Source organism: Rhizobium leguminosarum bv. viciae USDA 2370 (assembly GCF_002008365.1).
GTDB classification, from domain to species: Bacteria; Pseudomonadota; Alphaproteobacteria; order Rhizobiales; family Rhizobiaceae; genus Rhizobium; species Rhizobium leguminosarum.
In genome coordinates, this window is record NZ_MRDL01000059.1 from 137,491 (window position 1) to 157,344 (window position 19,854).

Here is a 19,854-nt window from a genome sequence, read left to right on the forward strand (position 1 = left end):
GTTTCGGGGCCGGGGGCGCGGAAAACGCGCCCCCGGCTGGCGCCGGCCGAAGGGGAGGGGGCAATCGGCCGGGTCAGTTCAACGGGGCTTCACCTGATGTGATCCGCTGCTCGTCTCCGGCAAACAGATGAACCGCATCGTGGATTGGCGCAATCCTCAGCACCTCGCCGGGGGCTGCCCTGATCCGGTCCCTGAAGACGCAAGTGAGCGTCTGCGTTCCCAACCGGGCGATGAGCAGCGTTTCCGAACCCGTGGGCTCGACGACCACCGTCGTGACCTCGATGCCGCCCGGGTCCAACCGGAGATGCTCGGGACGAATGCCGTAGGTCACGGCTTCAGGCGGACGGCGCTCGCTCGGCAGGAGCAGGCCATCGGCGGTTCGAAACCCATCTTCCGTCATGTTGCCGCTGATGAAATTCATCGCCGGCGAGCCGATGAATCCGGCGACGAAAAGGTTGTTCGGACGATCGTACAATTCCAACGGAGAACCCGACTGCTCGATCAGACCGTCCTTCATGACGACGATCTTGTCGGCCATGGTCATGGCTTCGATCTGGTCGTGGGTGACATAGATGGTCGTCGTCTGCAGCCGTTGATGCAATTCCTTGATCTCCGAGCGCATCTGCACCCTGAGCTTGGCATCGAGGTTCGACAGGGGTTCGTCGAAGAGAAAGACGGCCGGGTCGCGCACGATTGCCCGTCCCATCGCCACGCGCTGTCTCTGGCCGCCAGAAAGCTGCTTCGGATATCTCTCCAGGAGACTTTCGAGGCCGAGAATCTTCGCGGCGTTGCCCACCCGCTGATCGATCTCCGTCCGCGGCATTCGTTTCAGCCGCAGCGAAAAGCCCATGTTCTTTGCAACGGTCATATGCGGGTAGAGTGCGTAATTCTGGAACACCATGGCGATGTCCCGATCCTTGGGCGCAAGCTCGTTGACGATATGCTTTCCGATCTGGATCTGCCCTGAGGTAATGCCCTCCAGGCCGGCAATCATCCTCAAAAGCGTGGATTTGCCGCAGCCAGAGGGCCCGACCAGAACGACGAACTCGCCGTCGCCAATGTCGACCGATACGCCTTTGATGGCTTTGAACGCACCATAATCCTTGCGCGCATTGTTGACCGAAACATGGGCCATAACAGTCCTCCCGAAATCGCTATCAAAGTCCGCTCAGGACATTTCTCAAATAATCGAGGCCGAGGCGCTCGCCGTCTTTGCGAGCGGCTAAGTCCTTGCCCGGCCAGCCATAGGCGGCATCCTCATGTTCGATCGACAACGTGCCGTCGAAGCCAGCCCCGCGAGCCTGGCGCAGGAACCTCGGCCAATCGATGAGGCCGAGCCCCGGCAGCTTGTATTGCCACCAGCCCTTGCCGTGATAGCCGACAGCCTGCAGGCTCTCCGGATCTATTGCCGTGTCCTTGGCGTGAAGGATTGCAATGCGATCCTTCACCGTCGCCATCGCCTGGTAGGGATCGACGCCAATGCGAATGAGGTGGGAGGGGTCGAATTCCAGCCCGAACCGGGGATCCTTGATTCTCTGAAAAAGCTCCTGCCACCCTCTTGGCGTCGTTCCGATGAAATTGTCCTTGGGACCCGGCCAGTTCTCGATTGCGAAGGTCAGGCCGTAGGACTGCGTCTGCGCGATCAGCCCGTTGGCGAAATCGGCGAAATCATCATAGTTGGCTTCGTCGCTTGCGGTGTCGTCCCGGCCTGGGAAGATCACAAAGATTGGGACACCCGCTTCACCGATCGCGCCGGCAAATTCGGCGGTCTTCGCCCGAAGCGCCTCACGCTTTGCGCGGTCAGCATCGAGCTGATTGCCGAAATAGGTGATCGACGACACGAATAGGTTGCGGCTGCGTGCGAGCGCGACGGCTGCCTCCACCCGATCGGGCGTCTTGATATGGCCGCCGACATCGATCTCGATTGCGTCGAAACCTGCCGATGCGGCGAAATCCACCACTTCCTCCAGGGGGCGATCGTTGAATGTCGAGGTGTAAAAGCCGATCTTCACCAAAATCCTCCCGTCTTCACCAAAATCCGTGGGGCCTTGCCGGCCGTTTCAACTGTTCAGGCGGTCCATATTCTTGAGCGGCGAACGTGTGCGTTGAGCAGCATCCGCCGATGCGAGCATCAGGGCTGCTGCCATCGGCATGGCCGCCGCTCCCATGGCCGAGGCATCCTCTCCGAGCGAGGCGCGATGAAGCGAGGGAAGGCTGGTGTCCTCGGCATCGAGATGCTCGTGCACGTAGCGCAGCAATTCGTCGACGATGCGGATCGGCAGTCTGCCGCCGACGAGGACGGCGTCGGGGTCGACGATCATGCCGATATGCTTGACGGCGACTGCCAGATGCGCGCTCATTTCCTTCAGCCATTGCGACACGAGGCGCCTGCCATGCGCATCCAACGTCAGGAGATCGTGCGGAACACTCACCTCGACGCCGTGCTGCGCGAGGAAATCATAGAGGAAGAACAGCGAGAATATCTCGCCGAGAAGCTGGACCTTATGGGCCTTCCCGTCCCCGCCGTCGGCAATCGGAAGCCAGCCGATTTCGCCGCTGAGGCCCATGGCGCCGCGATGACCGTTGCCATCGAGCACGAGGCCACCACCCGGGCACGGATTGATGGCGATGTAGAAGAAGCTGCTGCTTTCGGCACCCAGTCCATAGTCGAGTTCGGCAAGGGCGGCGGCATTGGCTTCGTTTTCGATGAAGACGGGATGCTGCGTCAGGTTTTCCAATGCTGCGCGCACATCGAATGCTGTCCATTCCTGATAGGTCTTGGGCTTGCCGAGGAGCGAAATCTCGCCAAGCCAATCCGGCATCGCCAGACCGATGCCGGCGAGGCGCGCGTCGTCAATGAGCCGGCTGCGCTGGAAATGCGAAATCGCATCGGCCGTTAGCTGCAGGAATTCCGCCGGCAGGATGAAACGTTTCTCGTGATGCACGCGGGCGCGGACATTGCCGACGGCATCGACGGCCAGGATCGTCAGATGGTCGCGATCGATGTTGATGCCGATGGCAAAACAGGCATCCGGATTGATTTCGAGTTCGATTGCCGGCTGGCCTCTCAACCCGTGCCGCCGGCGGGCTTCCATGATCAGCCCCTCGTCCAGCAGGCGATCGACGATCCGGGCGATTGCCGGTTTGGTAAAACCCGTCCGCCTGGCGATTTCGGCGCGCGAAATCGGCGCCTGGCGATGAATGCAGCGCAGGACGACCGCCCTGTTGTGCTCGCCAGCATCTTCGACATTGGCGCCGGTCAGATCCGGGGACAGCCTGGCGCCGAGTGTCTGGTTCATGCTCGAAATCCTTCCTTGCGCATAGACTGACCGCTCATCCCTTGACTGCGCCGCTGGTCATCGCACCGAGGATCAGCCGCTGGAGCGACAGGAAGGCGACGATCGCCGGAACGACCGCGATCAGGCAGGCGGCGGCAAGCAGTTGGATGGACGAGTCGGTTTGCATGCCGCGGAAGTTAAAGATGCCGACGCCGATCGGCATCAGATCATTTTTCGTGAGCAACAGAAAAGGCACCAGAAATTGCGACCAGCCGGCGATCACCGTGATGATGAAGACCGAGGCTATGCCCGGCGCCGACAATGGCAGAACGATGCGCCAGAAGACGGAAAACCTGTTGCAGCCGTCGATCATGGCCGCTTCGTCGAGGCTGCGCGGGATGCCGTCGACCGTGCTCTTCAACAGCCAGGTCGCCAGCGGAACGCCCAGCGCGATGTAGACCATGACGACGGCAAAATGCGTATCCAGCAGGCCGAGACGGTTCATGTAGCGATAGAGCGGCACCATGATGACGAGCGGCGAGATCATCTGGAAGAGAAGCAGCCCCATCATCGACAGGCCCTTGCCCCGGAATTGAAATCGGGAAAAGGCGTAAGCCGCTGGCAGTGCGACGATCAGGACGCCCAGCCCACTGAGGGCGGCAAGCTTGAGACCATTCCAGAGATAGATCGGAAAGTAGCTGTTGTTCAAAACCGTGATGAAGTTATCGATGGTGGGATTGTTTGGAATATATCGCGCCGCGCCGCGATAGATCTCGCGCTTGTCACGCATCGCCATCGACAGGAGATAGGTGAGGGGGCCGGCGAAGAACACGAACATCACCAGCATGAAGAGATAGCTCATGGCATCGCCGAGACGCGTTCCGGTCCGTCCGCTCATTGCTCTTCCTCCTTCGGCAGGAACGACGCATAGACGAAGGCGAGCCCGAGGCTGATGATCAGCATGAGCACGGAGAGCACGCTGCCGCCGGACAGGTCGTAGTTTCTAAAGACGATATTGAAGACGTAGAGTGAGATGACCTCGGTCGCACGCCCCGGACCGCCGCCCGTCAGCGTGATGATCGCATCGAAGGTATTCACCGTCTGGATCGTGATGAGGATCATATTGACCAGGATCGCCGCACGCAGCTGCGGAAGGGTAACGAAGAAAAACTGCTGCGATGCCGTCGCGCCGTCGACCTCGGCCGCTTCATAGAGCGAGGGATCGATCGACTTCAGCGCCGCATACATGACGACCATCGAAAATGCGGTGCCGCGCCATATGTTGGAGATGAGGGTGGACCACGGCGCAATAGCAGGGTCCGAGAGCCAGGCGACGGTCGGCATGTGCATCAGCCTCAGAATGCTGTTCAGCGCGCCATAAGGCGCTTCGGAAAAGAGCATCTGCCAGATGATGCCGCCGGCAATTCCGGGCACGACCCAGGCAACCAGCGCCGTCGTTCTGAGGATGGTGGTGCCGAACAAGCCGCGCTTTTCACCGCGGATGACCACGACAGCCACCGCAAGACCTAAAATCTGCTGACCGATGACACTGCCGCCGACAAAGATCAGGGTCGCCCAGAGAATGTCGGGCAGCTGCGGCGAGCTCAACGCATTGGTGATCGACCCCAGCGTATAATCCTGATTGTCGCCGATCAGCGTGGCGTTGGTGAATGAAAGTCTGAAAACGTCGATGACGGGATAAAGGTAGAAGATGCCGATGACGATGATCACGGGCATGATCCAGGGCAGGGGCGCGCCGGCAAAACGGCGCATGAACGATCTGCTTTGAGGCGGGCTGACAGCCTCGATGGCGATGGGGCTCATTAAAGCTTCTCTGTCCGGGTTTGGCTTGCGCATCGGCCCGAAAATCGGAATCGACTTTCGGAAAGCAGAATGCGTAGGTTCAAAGTGTTACAGCGTCCTTTGCGCGTATTAAAAGGCGCGCGCTGTAGGTCGACGGCGCCTGGCAGGCAGGCGCCGTCACGGTCGGAAGCACTAGAGACGCTTGTACGCCTCCAGCGCCGCGTTGAAGGCGGCATCCAAGGCGTCTTCCGGCTTTTTGGTCCCCGAGAGCACGTCGCCCATCATGATCTGGATCTGGTTGGAGATTTCGGGATAGATCGGCACACCAGGGCGCGCCTGTCCGTCGACCAGAGCCTTGGCGAAGGTCTTGTTGGCTTCAGTGGAGAAGACCTCATATTTGTCGAACAGCGATTTCCTGGTCGGCAACTGCTGCTGCAGCGCGTTTGCCGGGCCCATATAGACCTCGCGGGCGAGGTTGGCACACATCTCGACCTTGTCCTTGTCCTTGCTGAAGGAGGCGATCGTCCAGCCGCCGGTGCCGGTCGAGCGCTGATCGGCACTGGGACCGGGGATCGGCGAGAAGGTCCAGTTGTTGAACTCGTCTTCGTCGAGCGTGGCCTTCAGCTGCGCATATTGCCAGTTGCCGCCGATGAAGAGAGCTGTCGTCGCCGCTGCGGCCGCTGCATTCATATCGTCGTAATTCGCGATCGTGCTGACGCGCTTGGGCGCGGCGCCGGAATCGACGAGATCCTTGAAATAATTCAGCGCCTTCAGGAATTTCTCCTTGTTCTCGCCTTCGCCGAATACCGGCTTGCCCGAGTCGTCGACGAGCTTGCCGCCGAGCGCCCAATAATTCGCGAGCCAGTCGAACGTCGTCCCTTCCCAGCGCCCGCCATTGAAGAGAACGCCTTCCATGCCTTCCTTGGTGGAGGCGAGCGCGGCCTTTTTCAGGTCGTCCCATGTCTGCGGCGCATCCGCAACGATCGACTTGTTGCGGTAGAGCACACGAAGGTCCGTATCCCACCACCAGGCGCGGACCGTCTGGTCCTTATCGGTGATGCCGCTGCGGATGAAGGGGAACAGGTCATCCACTTCCTCCTTCGAAAAATACGGCGTGAAGTCCGCAAGCACGTGATTGACCATGAACTGCGAGAGGACGAAGGAGTCGACAGCGGCGCAATCAGGCGCGTTGCCGGCCTTGGCCTGCTCCAGCATCTTGGCCTGTTCCGTGCCGATGTCAGAGGACATGAATTGCATCTGCAATTTCCAGTCCGGATGCTTCTTGATGAAATCGACGAAGAGCTTCTGATAGCCCTCGGCGATCGCCGGATCCGAATTGTTGGGACTGTCGTTCGTCAAACGGACGACGAGGGATTTTGGCGCATCGGCAAGGCCAATCCTGTCCTTCGTGGCAAGTTCCTGGGCAAATGAAGTAGATGCTGAAAATAACATGGTGCTCAGCGCAAATACGCTGATGGTGGCGCTCTTCATGATGGGTCTCCTCCCCATTTTGAACGGATACAGCCTGGCGGTCGGTTGACCTCTCCTCATTTCCGTGCTGCATTAATTAGATTAAGTTACTTTGATTTGATGTCAAGCCACAGCTTGGGAGGCCAGAACCTGGGAGGTTGAGATGCTGGCGACAATCAACAGCAGCTAGTGCATAATTTCCGAAAATCGAGATCGATTTTCGGAAAAGGATCCGCGCCATTAACGTGATGGAGCGTCCTGTCGGGCGCACGGCGCATCGACCGCAGTTTTCCTGAAACAGAGAGAAGCCGATCGCGGATGGCCGCGATGGCAGGAGTGCGATTTTGCCCGGCTGCACGCCGGAGCTCAGCTCTGACACACCCGCGTCCGATAGGATGCGCTAGGGGAGGATAAGATGCGTTTACTCATTCTCGGTACCGGCGGAATGGCCAACCAGCATGCCGCCAAGTTCAAGGCGATCGAAGGCGTCAGTGTCGTGGGCGGCGTCGATATCGTCCCGGAAAGGCTCGCGGCCTTTTGCACCGAACATGGCATCGCCAACCATTTCACGACCCTTGAGGAAGCTCTCGCCTGGGGCGAATTCGACGCAGTGGCAAACGTCACGCCGGACCGCATTCACCACCCGACGACGCTGCAGGCGATCGCAGCCGGCAAGCACGTCTTCTGCGAAAAACCGCTCGCCACCGATGCGATCAAGGCCATGGAGATGACCGAAGCCATCGAGCGATCGGGCAAGGTCGGCATGGTCAATTTCACCTATCGCAACTCGCCGGCTCTCCAGAAAGGCCGGCAGATGGTGCTCGCCGGCGAAATCGGGCAAGTGCGCCATGTCGAGGCGTCGCATCTGCAAAGCTGGCTGGTCGGTCGTCATTGGGGCGACTGGAAGAGCGAAAGCAAATGGCTGTGGCGGCTGAGCAAAAAACATGGATCCAACGGCGCGCTCGGCGATATCGGAATTCACATCGTCGATTTTGCGTCCTACGGTTCAGGGCTTGACGTTGCCCATGTATTCGCGCGGCTGAAGACCTTCGACAAGGCGCCGGGCCACAAGATCGGCGAATATGATCTTGATGCGAATGACAGCTTTACGATGAATGTCGATTTCACCAATGGGGCGATCGGGACGATCCAGGCGACGCGCACCGCGGCCGGACAGATGGATCAGCTGCGCCTCAGGGTCTATGGCGAAACCGGCTCGATCGAGATGATCTACGATACCGGTAAATCGACACTTCGCGCCTGCCTTGGAGAAGACGTGCACACGGCGACCTGGCGTGACGTTCCCTTCGATCCGGTCGAGACCAACTACCAGCGTTTCGTCCAGGCCGTGCGGGCGGGAAAGACGCAGGAACCATCATTCCGGCGGGCGGCCAATATCCAGAAAGTCCTGGACAAGGCGCTGGCTTCCGATCTTAGCCACGCCGATGAAGCACTCGGCTGAGCCGGCCATCAGGCCGAAGCAGGCGGCAGCAGCAAAGTGTTGAGGAAGGGCAGGAGGGCTGCACCGAGCGCAACGCCGCCGCCACTGAAGCTCGCGGGTTTCATCGGCGAAATCCAGGGCGTCAGCAAGGGCCTCGTCGAGGTGTCGCGCCGCTCGATGGAAAGCTGATGGATCAGCGCTTCGATCACACCCTGTGGCAAATCGCTCCCGATCATGACGACGCTCGGAGCGAGGAATCCAGCCATGGCGATGATCGGGTCGAGCAGATGACCAGCGGCCTCCCGTATCCATTGCGACAGTGACGACGAGGGGAATTCTTCCCCCTGCAACAGGCGGGTGAAGTCCTGGTCGCCGATCCGCGATCGCAGGGATTCGAAACCGACGACGGTGTTCAGCTGGACATTATCCGGGCCGGTCAGCATTTCGCCGATGCTGCCTGCCCGACCATGCACGCCGGAATAGGGAATACCGCGAATGAGAAAGCCGGCCTGAACGTCGTCGTCGATAATGATCATCGCAAGTCCGCCTTCCCTGCCGGAGCTACCGATCGTGCGTTCGGCGAGAAGGCTCGCCGTACACTCGTTCTCGACATAAGGACGCGCGATCGTCGACATCGCGGCGATCTGATCGCTTTGATCCTGCGTCCAGTCGTTGGCGGCGATGCCAAGGCCGATGATCGGCAATGCGGCATGACGGTCGACCATATCCCTGACCGCCGCATGCACGAGGCCGACTTTGTCTGCGGGGTCCAGCTCGATATAGACCCGGTCATGGACCTGACCACTCAGATCGATGAGCACGGCCTCGCCACGCCTTTGGCGAAGCTTGACGCCGATCGAGAAAGCACCTTCCGGGCGCAAGGCAAACTCGGTAGCGGTGGCGCCTCCGCCAAGGCCATTGCGGCGGTTGGAGGTGACAAGCTTTTCCTCGGCCAGTCGGCGGAGAATATTGGTAATGCCGGGGCCGGTAAGGCCGCAATGCCGGCCAAGCTCCATCCGGGTTAGCGGGCCGTGGCGGCGGATGGCTTCCAGAATGACGCGAATATTTCGATCGGCAATTTCACCGGACCGCAGACCGACTGTTTTGGCGCGCGGGGCGCCTGTATCCTGGGTTTGAAGCCGACGCGGCCCTGATCGAAGATACCGCATAGTCGCCGTCCTTAGAGCTATACGACGCTTTTGTAACACGCCTTCGTCTGCCGCAATGAATTTCTTACGGACTTGACGGGAAATCAAAGTTACTTAATCTAAGGCTGCAGGCCTGCTTGGAGGAGAGGGCCGCGCAAATCGCGATCTTGATCGCGCCATCTTCATCTCCCCCAAAACCATGACCATGACCCCAAAAGCATGACGACAAGATTGTCAGCCGTCGATTTTCAACAGGATAAGCCATGCCTCTGACCATTGCCCAGCGCCTCGATCGTCTCAAAGTTCGCATTGCCGAGTTGGCTCATTGGCGAGATCGACAAAGTGCCGCGATCGACGGCTGGACTTTCGAGAGCGAGCCGATCGCACATCACCAAGATTGGCCGCACCGCCAGGGGGTGGTGCATTTTGCCGTGAGCGCTGAAGCGCCGGAGGCGTGGCCTCTGGCAGATATTCGCCTGCAACTCGATCTTGGTGGCGAGAGCCTGATCACGCTGAGCTACCCCGACGGTCAGACCGAAACATTCGGTCTCGATCCCTATCATCAGGAATTCCCGGTGAAGGGTCGCCGCTTTTCGATCGCAACGGAAACCGTCGCCCGGTTTCCGTTCGGCGAGCCCAATCGTGCTCCGCGGCTCAACAAGGCCCGGTTTATCTGGCTCGATGGCCCGGCTCACCGCCTGCATCTTCTGTTGAAGCAGGTTGCCGAGGCAATCGATGTGCTGGGCGAGCATGAAGTCGTGCCGCATCTGATGGATGCCGCCGAGCATGCGTTGCGCAGTCTCGATTGGCCGTCGGATACGGCGGCTTATATCTCCCGCACATCCGGCGCCGTCATGCAGCAGAAGATTTGGGAACTGCCGGAGCTTGAAGCTAATCCGGCAGGCCTCACGGAAGAGCAAAGCGCTTCGGCAGCCACGGCCTTCGAGGCTCTGACGGCGCGGCTGAAAGAGTTGCAGAAGCGCTTCCCGCCGAATGGAGAACTGCTGCTGACGGGCCATGCGCATATCGATCTCGCCTGGCTTTGGCCCTATCGCGAGACGCGGCGGAAAATGCGGCGCACCTTCAATACGGCGCTCTCGCTGATGGAGCGCTCCGACGATTTCCGCTTCAATCAATCGACCGCCCATTATTACGCGCAGATGGAAGAGGAGGATCCGGAGCTTCTCGATCGCATCAAGAAGAAGGTCGCGGACGGAAAGTGGGAAACCGTCGGCGGCATGTGGGTGGAGCCCGACACGAACATGCCGACCGGCGAAAGTCTCGCCCGTCAGGTTCTCTACGGCCAGCGTTATTTCGAGAAGACCTTCGGCACGCGCCATACGGTCTGCTGGCTGCCGGATTGCTTCGGCTTTTCAGGCGCGCTGCCGCAGATCCTGAGACAGGGCGGTATCGACAGTTTCTTCACGATCAAGGTCAACTGGAGCGAGACCAATCATATTCCCTCCGACCTCTTCTGGTGGAAGGGCCTCGACGGCAGCCAGGTGCTGACCCATACGTTCGACAATCCGATGCAGGGTTATAACGGCTTCGTGCAACCCGATTGCTACGTGCCGACGTGGAAGAATTTCCGCGGCAAGACGCAGCACGATACCTCGCTTCTGGCCGTCGGTTATGGCGACGGCGGCGGCGGCGTCACGCCCGAGATGGTGGAGCGCGAAGTGCAGTTGCGCGATTTCCCGGCGATCCCGCAGGCGCGCTGGGGCACCGTCAAAAGCTATTACGAGCAGGCGCACCGCACCGCGGGGGAAAAGAGCCTTCCGGTGTGGGATGGCGAAATCTATCTCGAACTGCACCGCGCCACGCTGACGTCGCAAAGCGGCGTCAAGCGCAAGCACCGCCAGGCCGAACGTGCGCTGATCACCGCCGAAGCCATCGCTTCGCTTGGGCACATGCTCGGAGCAGACAAGCCCCAGAGCCTCGAAGCCGATTGGCGCGTCGTGCTGAAGAACGAATTTCATGACATTCTGCCGGGCTCGAGCATCCGTGAAGTCTATCAGGATGCGGAGCAGGAACTGGGCGGCGTCATCGACCGTGCCAAGATCGAGCAGGCGAGGGCATTGCAGGCGCTGTCGGCCAAGCTGCCGAAGGGCGGGGTTGGCGATGCCCTCGTCGTCGTCAATCCGTCTCTTGCGGCCAGACCGCTCAGCGCAACGCTCTCCGACGGCACGGTCGTCTCGGCCGCCGATGTCGTCGCCCCCCTGTCCGTCGCGGTCTTCGACAAGGGCACGCTCAAGCCCGCGAGTGGGCTGAAGGCCGGCCCCGGCCATCTCGAAAACGAATACCTCTCGGTCGCAATCGGCAAGGACGGGGCGGTCGTTAGCCTCATCCATAAGGCCACGGGCCGGGAAGCGGTCGACGGCTCGGCAAATCAGCTCTGGGTCTATCCGGCCGACAAGCCGCGCAACTGGGACGCCTGGGACATCGATGCGGATTATGCCGAAAAGGCCGTCCGCCTCGATGCCCCGGAAAGCATCACGCTCGTTGAAGAAGGGCCGCACCGAGCGGCGATCCGCGTCGTCTACCGCTACCGGAATTCGAGCGTCACGCAGACCTATGTGCTGACGGCCAACGCCAGGCGCCTCGACATCGAAACGACGATCGACTGGCATGACCGCCGCACCCTTCTGCGCACGCTGAACCCGGTCGCCGCATTGGCCCGGAAGGCAACGTTCGAATGCGCCTTCGGCATCGTCGAGCGGGCAACGCACACGAACACGTCCTGGGAACAGGCGATGTTCGAGGCCGTCGCGCACCGCTTCGTCGATATCAGCGAGCCGGGCTTCGGGGTCGCACTGCTCAACAATGCCAAATACGGTCATAGCGCCCGCGGCAATGTGATCGGCATGAGCCTCGTGCGCGGTCCGATCTATCCGGATCCGCTGGCCGATGAAGGCGAGCAGAGCTTTACCTATGCGCTGATGCCGCATGAAGGCACCTGGCATGAAGGCGGCGTCCTCGACGAGGCGATCGAGCTCAATCAACCGCTCGTCGCGGCTGAGGCCAGCGGCCTCTCCACCGGCACATTCGCGCCGCTTGTGGTAAGCGGCATCCCTGTCGCGTTCTCAGGCCTGAAGCCGGCAGAAGAAGGCGATGGTCTCGTCCTGCGCCTTTACGAACCAGCTGGCCGGCGCGGCAACCTCTCCCTCGGCCTACCTTCCGGATGGGCAGCATCGCAGCCGCTGAACATTCTCGAAGAGCCGATGGAGCGGAAGGGACCTGCCGACATCATGCCGTTCGAAATCCGGACTTGGAAGCTGAAGAAAGCTTGAGGCTATGTCTTGGTCGACGGCTCTCTCTCACTTCTGTGCCGCGCAATGATCCGCGGCGCTCAACCAAGCTCAGCCCTCTAAACCAAGGCTCGCCAACAGCCGGCTGATATAAGCTTCCAACCCTCCGACCATGTCGAAGCGGGTGGGATCGCGCAGCCAGAGCATCTGAAGGCCGTCCATCACCGCGATCAGTTCGGCCGCTATTGCCCTGCCGTCAATCTTGCCGTCGATCGAGCCATCGGCGACGGCCTCTTCGAAGGTCGCGGCGATGTCATTCTGCAGTTGGGTGGCGCGATCGAGAAACCATCCTTTGGCCGGGTGATCCTTCATCAGGCTCTCGGCACTCAGGATGGCGAAGGCCCTGATGACCTCGACCATATCGGCGTTGCGGCGGAAGACCTCGACCATGCCCTTGAGCAGGCCGCGGAGATCGGAACGATGGGGCCTGATGAAGCTTTCGCTTTCGCGATCGCGCTTATCCAGAATGGCGAGCAGGAGATCGACCTTGGTCGGGAAATGGTGCAGCAGGCCGGGCAGCGACAGGCCGACGTCGCGGGCAACATCCGCGATGGCGGCATTCTGGTAGCCGTCTTCGGCGAAGCGCCGCATCGCAGCCGTCAGGATCTCCGCGCGGCGCGCTTCGCCCTTGCGGGATCTGCGTCGTCGCTTTTCGTCCTGTCCGGTATTCGATTCGGAAAACTCTGCCATCGCCTCTCCCGTCGGTTTCTCCGGCGCTCTTTATCCATACATTAGGCTTCGCCAGTTGACATCTTAAAAATACCGAGTACTCGGTAGGTTTACGAACTACCTTACGTGCTGAGAAGTGCGCGTTTGCCGCCGATGGGTTAGCACCGCGCTTGCTCCGGCAATACTTCACGGCAACCGAATTCCATTGAAGGGGAGGTTTGCATGATCGATTCCATTCTCGACAAGATGACGCTCGAGGAGCAGGTCTCCCTGTTGTCCGGCGCCGATTTCTGGACGACGGTTCCCGTCGAGCGTCTTGATGTGCCGAAGATCAAGGTGACGGACGGACCGAATGGCGCCCGCGGCGCCGGTTCGCTGGTCGGCGGCGTCAAGGCGACCTGTTTTCCCACCGCCATCGCGCTCGGCGCCACCTGGAATCCCGATCTGGTCGAGCGCATGGGTGTGGCGCTTGCCCACCAGGCGAAGAGCAAGGGTGCCGCCGTACTGCTCGCGCCTACGGTGAATATCCATCGTTCCGGCCTCAACGGGCGAAATTTCGAATGTTATTCCGAGGATCCGATGCTGACCGCGGAACTCGCCGTCGCCTATATCAAAGGCGTGCAGAGCCAGGGGATCGCGGCGACGATCAAGCACTTCGCCGGCAATGAATCCGAGATAGAGCGGCAGACCATGTCTTCCGATGTCGACGAGCGGACGCTGCGCGAAATCTACTTTCCGCCCTTCGAACAGGCTGTCAAACGCGCCGGCGTGATGGCCGTCATGTCCTCCTATAACCGCCTCAACGGCACCTATACGAGCGAGCATGAGTGGCTGCTGACCAAGGTGCTGCGCCAGGAATGGGGATTCGACGGCATCGTCATGTCCGACTGGTTCGGTTCGCATTCGACGGCCGAGACGATCAATGCCGGGCTTGATCTCGAGATGCCCGGCCCGGCGCGCGATCGCGGCGAGAAGCTGGTTGCGGCCGTGCGCGAGGGCAGGGTCGAAGCCGCCACCGTGCGGGCGGCGGCGCAGCGGATCCTGCTTCTACTCGAGCGGGTCGGCGCGTTCGAGAAGAAGCCCGACCTTACGGAGCAGGCGGTCGACCTGCCGGAAGACCGGGCGCTGATCCGGCGTCTCGGCGCAGAGGGCGCAGTCCTTTTGAAGAACGACGGCATACTGCCGCTTGCCAAGACGTCGCTCGACCGGATCGCCGTCATCGGACCCAACGCCGCGAGCGCGCGCGTCATGGGCGGTGGCAGCGCGCAGATCGCGGCGCATTACGTGGTCAGTCCGCTCGAAGGGATTCGAGCCGCCCTTTCCAATGCCAATAGCGTCAGCCACGCCGTCGGCTGCCGCCATAACCGTCTGATCGAGGTGGCCAAGGGAAAGATCACCGTCGAATATTTCAAGGGACGCGGCTGCCGGGGCACTCCGCTTCATGTCGAGACCGTCGACAAGGGTGAGTTCTTTTGGTTCGAACTGCCGGCGGCCGAGCTCGACCCCACCGATTTCTCGGCACGGATGACGATGCAATTCGTGCCGGGGGAGAGCGGCGATCATGTCTTCGGCATGACCAATGCCGGACTGGCGCGGCTCTTCGTCGATGGCAGGCTGACGGTTGACGGCCATGACGGCTGGGCACGCGGCGAAAACTATTTCGGCACGGCCAATGACGAACAGCGCGGCACGGTAGCGCTCGATGCGGGCAAAGCCCATGCCGTCACCGTCGAATATGACCCGCCGGTGGCGAACGAAGAGGGGATCAACCTCACGGCCATTCGGTTCGGCGTCGAAAAGCCCTTGGGCGAGGCCGATATCGAAGATGCCGTCGAGACGGCGCTGAATGCCGATGTGGCGCTTCTCTTCGTCGGCCGCGACGGCGAATGGGATACCGAGGGCTTGGACCTGCCCGACATGCGGCTTCCGGGGCGGCAGGAAGAGCTGATCGAGCGGGTTGCGGCCGCCAACGCCAACACCGTGGTCGTGCTGCAGACCGGCGGTCCGGTGGAAATGCCGTGGCTCGGCAAGGTTCGCGCCGTTCTGCAGATCTGGTATCCTGGGCAGGAGCTGGGCAATGCCGTCGCCGATGTCCTATTCGGCGATGTCGAGCCCGGCGGACGCCTGCCGCAGACATTCCCGAAGGCGCTTGCCGACAATTCCGCCATCACAGGCGATCCGGCCGTCTATCCGGGTAAGGATGGGCATGTACGCTATGCCGAAGGCGTCTTCGTCGGCTATCGTCATCACGATACGCGTGCTGTCGAACCGCTCTTCCCCTTCGGTTTCGGCCTTGGCTATACGCGCTTCAGCTGGAGCGAGCCGCGCCAGTCGGCGAGCGAAATGGGTGCCGAAGGCGTGACGGTCAGCATCGATCTGACAAATATCGGCGATCGGGCCGGATCGGAACTGGTACAGCTCTATGTGCGTTCGCCAAAGTCAAAGGTGGAGCGGCCGGACAAGGAACTGCGCGCCTTCGCAAAGCTTTCGCTGCTGCCCGGTGAGACCGGCACGGCCGAAATGAAGATCATGCCGCGCGACCTCGCCTATTTCGACGTCGGGGCCGGCGCCTTCCGCGCCGAAGCCGGCGACTACCAGCTGGTGGTGGCTGCGAATGCCGCGGATATCAGGTTCATCATCGATCTGCCGTCACCACTCGAATATGTACTGCCATCTTCGAATTAAAGGCAGGCTGGCGAGATCCATATCGTATTCGAGCTGAGCCCGGCCGATCGCGCTTGGCGCGTCTGCGCCAAGCGTTGGTTCGAGCTGAATCAGGCCGCGTCGGGCTGAGAGCGGAGATTGGTGACGACGCGCCGGTTCTGCACCTTGCAGGAGCGCTCCGTGCAGTCGCGCACTTCGCGGTCGTTGCCGTAGCCCTTGGCCCACATGCGCCTGGCGTCCACGCCCTTCGAGACGAGATAGGCCATCGCCGCATCGGCGCGCTTCTGCGACAGCGTCTCCATTTGGGATGCCGAACCGGAATCGTCGGCAAATCCCTGCAGCTTGAGCAGCCAAGTCGGGTTCTTGTTCAGCCAGATGGCCTGGTTGTCCAATGTTGCCATGGCGACGGAATCGAGCGTCGCGGAGTCCTGCTTGAAGTAGATCCTTCGGCCGACATTGAGGATGAAATCCTCTTCACTGCCAGCCGCGACGGTTTCGAAACCGGGCGCCGGATCGTTGGTCTGGCCGCTCATCGGCGCCGCAGCGGGTTCTTCCAGAGACGCGACCTTGGTTGTGGTGCAGGCGGTAAGCGCCAGGAGCATGGCCGCGGCCATAAGCTGCCTCATGTATCCGGTCGGAGCAGACATCAGCGGATATTCCTCATTCGACCGGAGTTATTTGGCTGACCTGCGCGGCACTTTCAGCCTGGTCGGCAATGTGCGGCAGAACCTGCACCGCGGTGCCGATGGGGCAACGCTGGTAAAGATCGATGGCGTCTTCGTTGAACATGCGGATACAGCCGCTGGAGGCATCCTTGCCGATGCTCCACGGCTCAAGCGTGCCGTGGAAGCGATAACCGGTGTCGACGCCGTCGCGATGCAGATACATGGCGCGGGGACCAAGTGGATTTTTCGGTGAACCTCCGGCCACGAATTCGGGCAGTTCAGGATGGCGCTTGCGCATCTCCGGCGGCGGCGTCCAGCGCGGCCAAAGCGATTTAGCGTCGATCGTGGCGCGGCCAAACCATTTGAAGCCCTCGCGGCCGACGCCGACGCCATAGCGGATGGCCGTCTTGTTCTCCATGATCACGTAGAGAAAATGGTGCCTTGTATCGACGACGACGGTGCCGATCGGCTCGCTGCTGAAATATTTGACAACCTGGCGGTGCCACTTCTTGTCGATCTTGGCGAAGTTGGTCTTTTGGAACGTCACGCCATTGTCGACGGCGGTGCCGGCAAAATTGGAAGATGCGGCGGCGAATGCCGGTTTCTGGACCGCACCGGCGCCAAGTAACGCCAATCCACCAAGCACAATATTTCTGCGTGTCCACGGCATCGGCAATATCCCCCTTAAAGCCAAGCAGCGAAGTGTCAGTAAATCAGATTTTTCATTTGCCACAACAGAAAAATCATATCCTCCCTAAAGGCGGAGATCGGTTCACGGGCCTCCTGTGTCTGGTATTGCCCCATTGTTACTCTGGAATGCCGCGGCGCTTCGAGTTAAGGGGCCGGGCATTCATCGCCTTTGAAGATCGGCATGTACTCTTTCCGAGCCGATGCTCTTCACACGCGGCAGTTCCTTTTCTTGTGCGAATGCCTCCACAAGATCACAAAGCATCTCTCGCGAAAGGCCTGGGACCACATGATGGGGCAAATGCCCGACACTTCTGGTCTTCTTGCAGCAAGGTGTAACGCCGCTGCGCTGCCGATCGAGTGCGCAACGATCCTCACCTCCGACAGGTCAAGAGACGTGAGAAGGCGTTCAAGCCAGAAGGACTGTCCCTCATGTCCACGCTCAGCCGGTGCAGCCGGCGTGCTCAGTCCATAGCCGGGCCGGTCGGGAGCAATGATCCGGATATCGCTGTTGTCGAAGGGAAGCAAAATTTCCTGCGCAAAGACTGCCGCAGCCATGCAGGGACTGGAATGCCATGTGAGTTGCCACCGCCAAGGATGTGAACGTCCTGATCTGCGACGTGAATTGTTATTCCGAACGTCGGCTGGACAGGCTTCACTAACATGAGGCGCATAACTAAATCGGAAGAAGAAGTTCCCGTCGGGACGGCGCCTACGGCATTGAGCCGCTAGAGTAGGATGGACGGGCGGCTCAGCGCTGCCGCCTTATCTGTGCTACCATCATCGCGGTCTCGAAGCGGAAAGATCGAATGCTCCTTCAGCGTGTCAGTTTCTATGTGCTTCTGGTCCTCGTGACCATTGCGTTCGTCGCCGTCGTGCTACCGTTCTATTCGGCGATATTCTGGGCAGTCGTCCTCGCTATCATCTTCTTCCCGCTTCACGCCCGTATCGAGGCGCGGCTGGGTGGGCGGGGAAACCTTGCTGCAGCGCTGTCTGTGTTGATCTGCCTCTGCGTCGTTATCATTCCCGGGCTGATCGTCCTCAGTTCACTCGTCCAGCAGGGCAACCATCTCTACCAACGTATGGACACCGGCGAGATCGACGTCCGGAGCTTTATTCATAATCTGCAGGAAGCATTGCCCTTGTTCCTCCGCGACTGGCTCCGGAGCATCGAGCTGAACGGCGTCGATACGTTTCAGGACCGCGTTTCCTCGGCATTGATGCAGGGCGGCGGTTTTTTTGCCGGACGCGCCTTGAGCCTCGGTCAGAACACCGTGCGGTTCTTCGTCACCTTCGGCGTGATGCTCTATCTCCTGTTCTTCATGTTCCGGGATGGGCGCGCCCTTGCCCGCGCCATCAGAAGAGCGCTGCCTCTCAGCGATGCCCATACACTTCGCTTCACCTCCAAATTCACTTCGGTCGTTCACGCGACCGTGCGAGGCAATATTATCATCGCCATCATCCAGGGTTCGATCGGCGGAATCGCCTTCTGGGCCCTTGGCGTCGAGCCAGCCCTTCTGTGGGGCGTGCTGATGAGTTTCCTGTCGCTGCTGCCTGCGGTCGGCGCCGCATTGATCTGGGTCCCCACGGCCATTTACCTGGCTCTGGCCGGCTTTTGGGTGAAGGCGATTGTGCTGGTTGCGGTAGGCGCCCTCGTCATCGGTCTTGTCGATAATCTGCTGCGGCCGTCTCTGGTCGGCAGAGAGACCAAGCTTCCCGACTATGTTGTCCTCATTTCCACCATTGGCGGCATTTCTCTACTAGGCATCAATGGTTTCGTGATCGGGCCACTGATCGCCGCTCTCTTCATCGCCGCTTGGGGGATATTCGTGGAGGAGGAGGGCACGTCGGATTCCTGACGATGCGACCGGAGCATTTACCGATGGCTTCCGGAACTTTCGTCTCCCTGACCGGTTTCATAGATTCGAACCATCATCATGGGGGTGGAGCCATGAGCGCTCCGGGTGTCGCCGTCTTCGATAAGACGCGGCAAACCACAAATATGCGGCACGACGATCTGATGGCCGAGCAGGGACCTGATCGGCAGCTAGTCTGCGGTGAACGACGAGCTTTCATCGACGCCCGGGCGAGGTGCGGAAAGTGCGCCACGGACTGCCGGCAGAAGTCCAGGTGCTCTGGCCGGATCCGGATAGCGACACTCAGTGCCCCATCGAGAGGGTGGCAGGAGCCGCAACCACGTCGTTTCGGAAACGACTCTCACCGGAACATTCGACGTCCACTAACCGTAAAAGGCAGGAGGAAAGACCATGAAAGTGTCAGAGATCATGTCTCGCGATGTAGAAATCGCCAACCCTAATCAGACGATAGCCGAAATCGCGAGATGCATGGCCGACAGGCAGATCGGCTTCCTGCCGGTCGGCGACAACGACCGGCTCGTCGGAACGATCACGGATCGCGATCTCGTCGTGCGTGGGCTTGCCGATGGACTCGGGGGCGATGCAAAGGTGCGCGAAGTCATGTCACGCGATGTCAAATATTGTTTCGAAGACGAAGATGTCGACGACGTGACCCGCAATATGGGGCAGGTCCAGGTCCGCCGCCTTCCCGTCGTCAATCGTGACAAACGCCTTACCGGCGTCATCTCGCTTGGCGATGCGTCCCTGGCGGACACCGCTGCAGCGGGAGCCGGGTTGAAAAAAGTTTCCCGACCGGGCGGCGCTCATGCACACTAGAGGAGGATGATTTTAGGCCTGAAGCAAT

At 60.5% G+C, this 19,854-nt stretch carries 16 protein-coding genes; 5 read left to right on the top strand and 11 right to left on the bottom strand.

What is annotated here, in order from left to right; all coding sequences use genetic code 11:
* Positions 1-73: 73 nt before the first annotated feature.
* The 6 genes from BS629_RS34800 to BS629_RS34825 form a co-directional block, all read right to left on the bottom strand.
* On the bottom strand, positions 74-1,135 hold the full coding sequence (locus tag BS629_RS34800; protein WP_018245493.1) for an ABC transporter ATP-binding protein: 1,062 nt from the start codon (positions 1,133-1,135) through the stop codon (positions 74-76).
* A 22-nt stretch (positions 1,136-1,157) separates the two neighbouring features.
* On the bottom strand, positions 1,158-2,012 hold the full coding sequence (locus BS629_RS34805) for a sugar phosphate isomerase/epimerase family protein (protein WP_018245494.1): 855 nt from the start codon (positions 2,010-2,012) through the stop codon (positions 1,158-1,160).
* A 48-nt stretch (positions 2,013-2,060) separates the two neighbouring features.
* A complete protein-coding gene (locus BS629_RS34810) occupies positions 2,061-3,299 on the bottom strand; it encodes an ROK family transcriptional regulator (RefSeq protein ID WP_018245495.1) in 1,239 nt (412 codons plus the stop codon).
* A 34-nt stretch (positions 3,300-3,333) separates the two neighbouring features.
* Positions 3,334-4,176, bottom strand: a complete 843-nt coding sequence (locus tag BS629_RS34815) for a carbohydrate ABC transporter permease (RefSeq protein ID WP_018245496.1) — start codon at positions 4,174-4,176, stop codon at positions 3,334-3,336.
* Positions 4,173-5,102, bottom strand: coding sequence for a carbohydrate ABC transporter permease (locus tag BS629_RS34820; RefSeq protein WP_018245497.1), 930 nt, complete (start codon positions 5,100-5,102; stop codon positions 4,173-4,175). The genes BS629_RS34815 and BS629_RS34820 overlap by 4 nt, the downstream gene beginning before the upstream one ends.
* A gap of 171 nt (positions 5,103-5,273) precedes the next feature.
* A complete protein-coding gene (locus tag BS629_RS34825) occupies positions 5,274-6,572 on the bottom strand; it encodes a type 2 periplasmic-binding domain-containing protein (RefSeq protein WP_026188676.1) in 1,299 nt (432 codons plus the stop codon).
* Between the two features lie 394 nt (positions 6,573-6,966).
* On the opposite strand from BS629_RS34825, the gene BS629_RS34830 reads away from it, so the two are divergent.
* Complete coding sequence (locus tag BS629_RS34830) at positions 6,967-8,013, top strand: Gfo/Idh/MocA family protein (protein WP_018245499.1); 1,047 nt, start codon at positions 6,967-6,969, stop codon at positions 8,011-8,013.
* An 8-nt stretch (positions 8,014-8,021) separates the two neighbouring features.
* Here the strand turns inward: BS629_RS34830 and BS629_RS34835 are convergent, their stop codons facing one another.
* A complete protein-coding gene (locus tag BS629_RS34835; protein WP_018245500.1) occupies positions 8,022-9,161 on the bottom strand; it encodes an ROK family transcriptional regulator in 1,140 nt (379 codons plus the stop codon).
* Between the two features lie 242 nt (positions 9,162-9,403).
* On the opposite strand from BS629_RS34835, the gene BS629_RS34840 reads away from it, so the two are divergent.
* The gene (locus BS629_RS34840) at positions 9,404-12,430 is read left to right on the top strand and encodes an alpha-mannosidase (protein WP_018245501.1); all 3,027 of its coding nucleotides are present in this window, start codon (positions 9,404-9,406) and stop codon (positions 12,428-12,430) included.
* A gap of 69 nt (positions 12,431-12,499) precedes the next feature.
* Here BS629_RS34840 and BS629_RS34845 read toward each other — a convergent pair whose 3' ends face one another.
* Positions 12,500-13,138 carry a TetR/AcrR family transcriptional regulator gene (locus tag BS629_RS34845; protein ID WP_018245502.1) on the bottom strand — a complete coding sequence of 213 codons (639 nt, stop codon included), beginning with the start codon at positions 13,136-13,138 and terminating at the stop codon, positions 12,500-12,502.
* 201 nt (positions 13,139-13,339) lie between these two features.
* On the opposite strand from BS629_RS34845, the gene BS629_RS34850 reads away from it, so the two are divergent.
* Positions 13,340-15,802, top strand: a complete 2,463-nt coding sequence (locus BS629_RS34850; protein WP_018245503.1) for a glycoside hydrolase family 3 C-terminal domain-containing protein — start codon at positions 13,340-13,342, stop codon at positions 15,800-15,802.
* Positions 15,803-15,891: 89 nt separating this feature from the next.
* Here BS629_RS34850 and BS629_RS34855 read toward each other — a convergent pair whose 3' ends face one another.
* From BS629_RS34855 to BS629_RS34865, 3 genes are all read right to left on the bottom strand, one after another.
* Positions 15,892-16,428, bottom strand: a complete 537-nt coding sequence (locus tag BS629_RS34855; protein WP_018245504.1) for an OmpA family protein — start codon at positions 16,426-16,428, stop codon at positions 15,892-15,894.
* Positions 16,429-16,441: 13 nt separating this feature from the next.
* Positions 16,442-17,116 (bottom strand): L,D-transpeptidase, encoded by a 675-nt coding sequence (locus BS629_RS34860; protein WP_018444627.1) that lies wholly within the window; start codon positions 17,114-17,116, stop codon positions 16,442-16,444.
* 227 nt (positions 17,117-17,343) lie between these two features.
* On the bottom strand, positions 17,344-17,691 hold the full coding sequence (locus BS629_RS34865) for an alpha/beta fold hydrolase (protein WP_245268273.1): 348 nt from the start codon (positions 17,689-17,691) through the stop codon (positions 17,344-17,346).
* A gap of 251 nt (positions 17,692-17,942) precedes the next feature.
* Here BS629_RS34865 and BS629_RS34870 point away from each other — a divergent pair, with 251 nt between their 5' ends.
* Positions 17,943-18,992 (top strand): AI-2E family transporter, encoded by a 1,050-nt coding sequence (locus tag BS629_RS34870; protein WP_018245507.1) that lies wholly within the window; start codon positions 17,943-17,945, stop codon positions 18,990-18,992.
* Positions 18,993-19,400: 408 nt separating this feature from the next.
* The gene (locus BS629_RS34880) at positions 19,401-19,826 is read left to right on the top strand and encodes a CBS domain-containing protein (RefSeq protein ID WP_017957358.1); all 426 of its coding nucleotides are present in this window, start codon (positions 19,401-19,403) and stop codon (positions 19,824-19,826) included.
* Positions 19,827-19,854: the final 28 nt, after the last annotated feature.

Excerpts from the sequence above, each read along its gene's own strand:
- BS629_RS34820 (WP_018245497.1), bottom strand. The coding sequence starts at position 5,102 with ATGAGCCCCATCGCCATCGAGGCTGTCAGCCCGCCTCAAAGCAGATCG.
- BS629_RS34855 (WP_018245504.1), bottom strand. The coding sequence starts at position 16,428 with ATGTCTGCTCCGACCGGATACATGAGGCAGCTTATGGCCGCGGCCATG.
- BS629_RS34870 (WP_018245507.1), top strand. The coding sequence starts at position 17,943 with ATGCTCCTTCAGCGTGTCAGTTTCTATGTGCTTCTGGTCCTCGTGACC.
- BS629_RS34840 (WP_018245501.1), top strand. The coding sequence starts at position 9,404 with ATGCCTCTGACCATTGCCCAGCGCCTCGATCGTCTCAAAGTTCGCATT.
- BS629_RS34880 (WP_017957358.1), top strand. The coding sequence starts at position 19,401 with ATGAAAGTGTCAGAGATCATGTCTCGCGATGTAGAAATCGCCAACCCT.
- BS629_RS34800 (WP_018245493.1), bottom strand. The coding sequence starts at position 1,135 with ATGGCCCATGTTTCGGTCAACAATGCGCGCAAGGATTATGGTGCGTTC.
- BS629_RS34865 (WP_245268273.1), bottom strand. The coding sequence starts at position 17,691 with ATGGCTGCGGCAGTCTTTGCGCAGGAAATTTTGCTTCCCTTCGACAAC.
- BS629_RS34835 (WP_018245500.1), bottom strand. The coding sequence starts at position 9,161 with ATGCGGTATCTTCGATCAGGGCCGCGTCGGCTTCAAACCCAGGATACA.
- BS629_RS34845 (WP_018245502.1), bottom strand. The coding sequence starts at position 13,138 with ATGGCAGAGTTTTCCGAATCGAATACCGGACAGGACGAAAAGCGACGA.
- BS629_RS34815 (WP_018245496.1), bottom strand. The coding sequence starts at position 4,176 with ATGAGCGGACGGACCGGAACGCGTCTCGGCGATGCCATGAGCTATCTC.
- BS629_RS34860 (WP_018444627.1), bottom strand. The coding sequence starts at position 17,116 with ATGCCGTGGACACGCAGAAATATTGTGCTTGGTGGATTGGCGTTACTT.
- BS629_RS34830 (WP_018245499.1), top strand. The coding sequence starts at position 6,967 with ATGCGTTTACTCATTCTCGGTACCGGCGGAATGGCCAACCAGCATGCC.
- BS629_RS34810 (WP_018245495.1), bottom strand. The coding sequence starts at position 3,299 with ATGAACCAGACACTCGGCGCCAGGCTGTCCCCGGATCTGACCGGCGCC.
- BS629_RS34825 (WP_026188676.1), bottom strand. The coding sequence starts at position 6,572 with ATGAAGAGCGCCACCATCAGCGTATTTGCGCTGAGCACCATGTTATTT.
- BS629_RS34850 (WP_018245503.1), top strand. The coding sequence starts at position 13,340 with ATGATCGATTCCATTCTCGACAAGATGACGCTCGAGGAGCAGGTCTCC.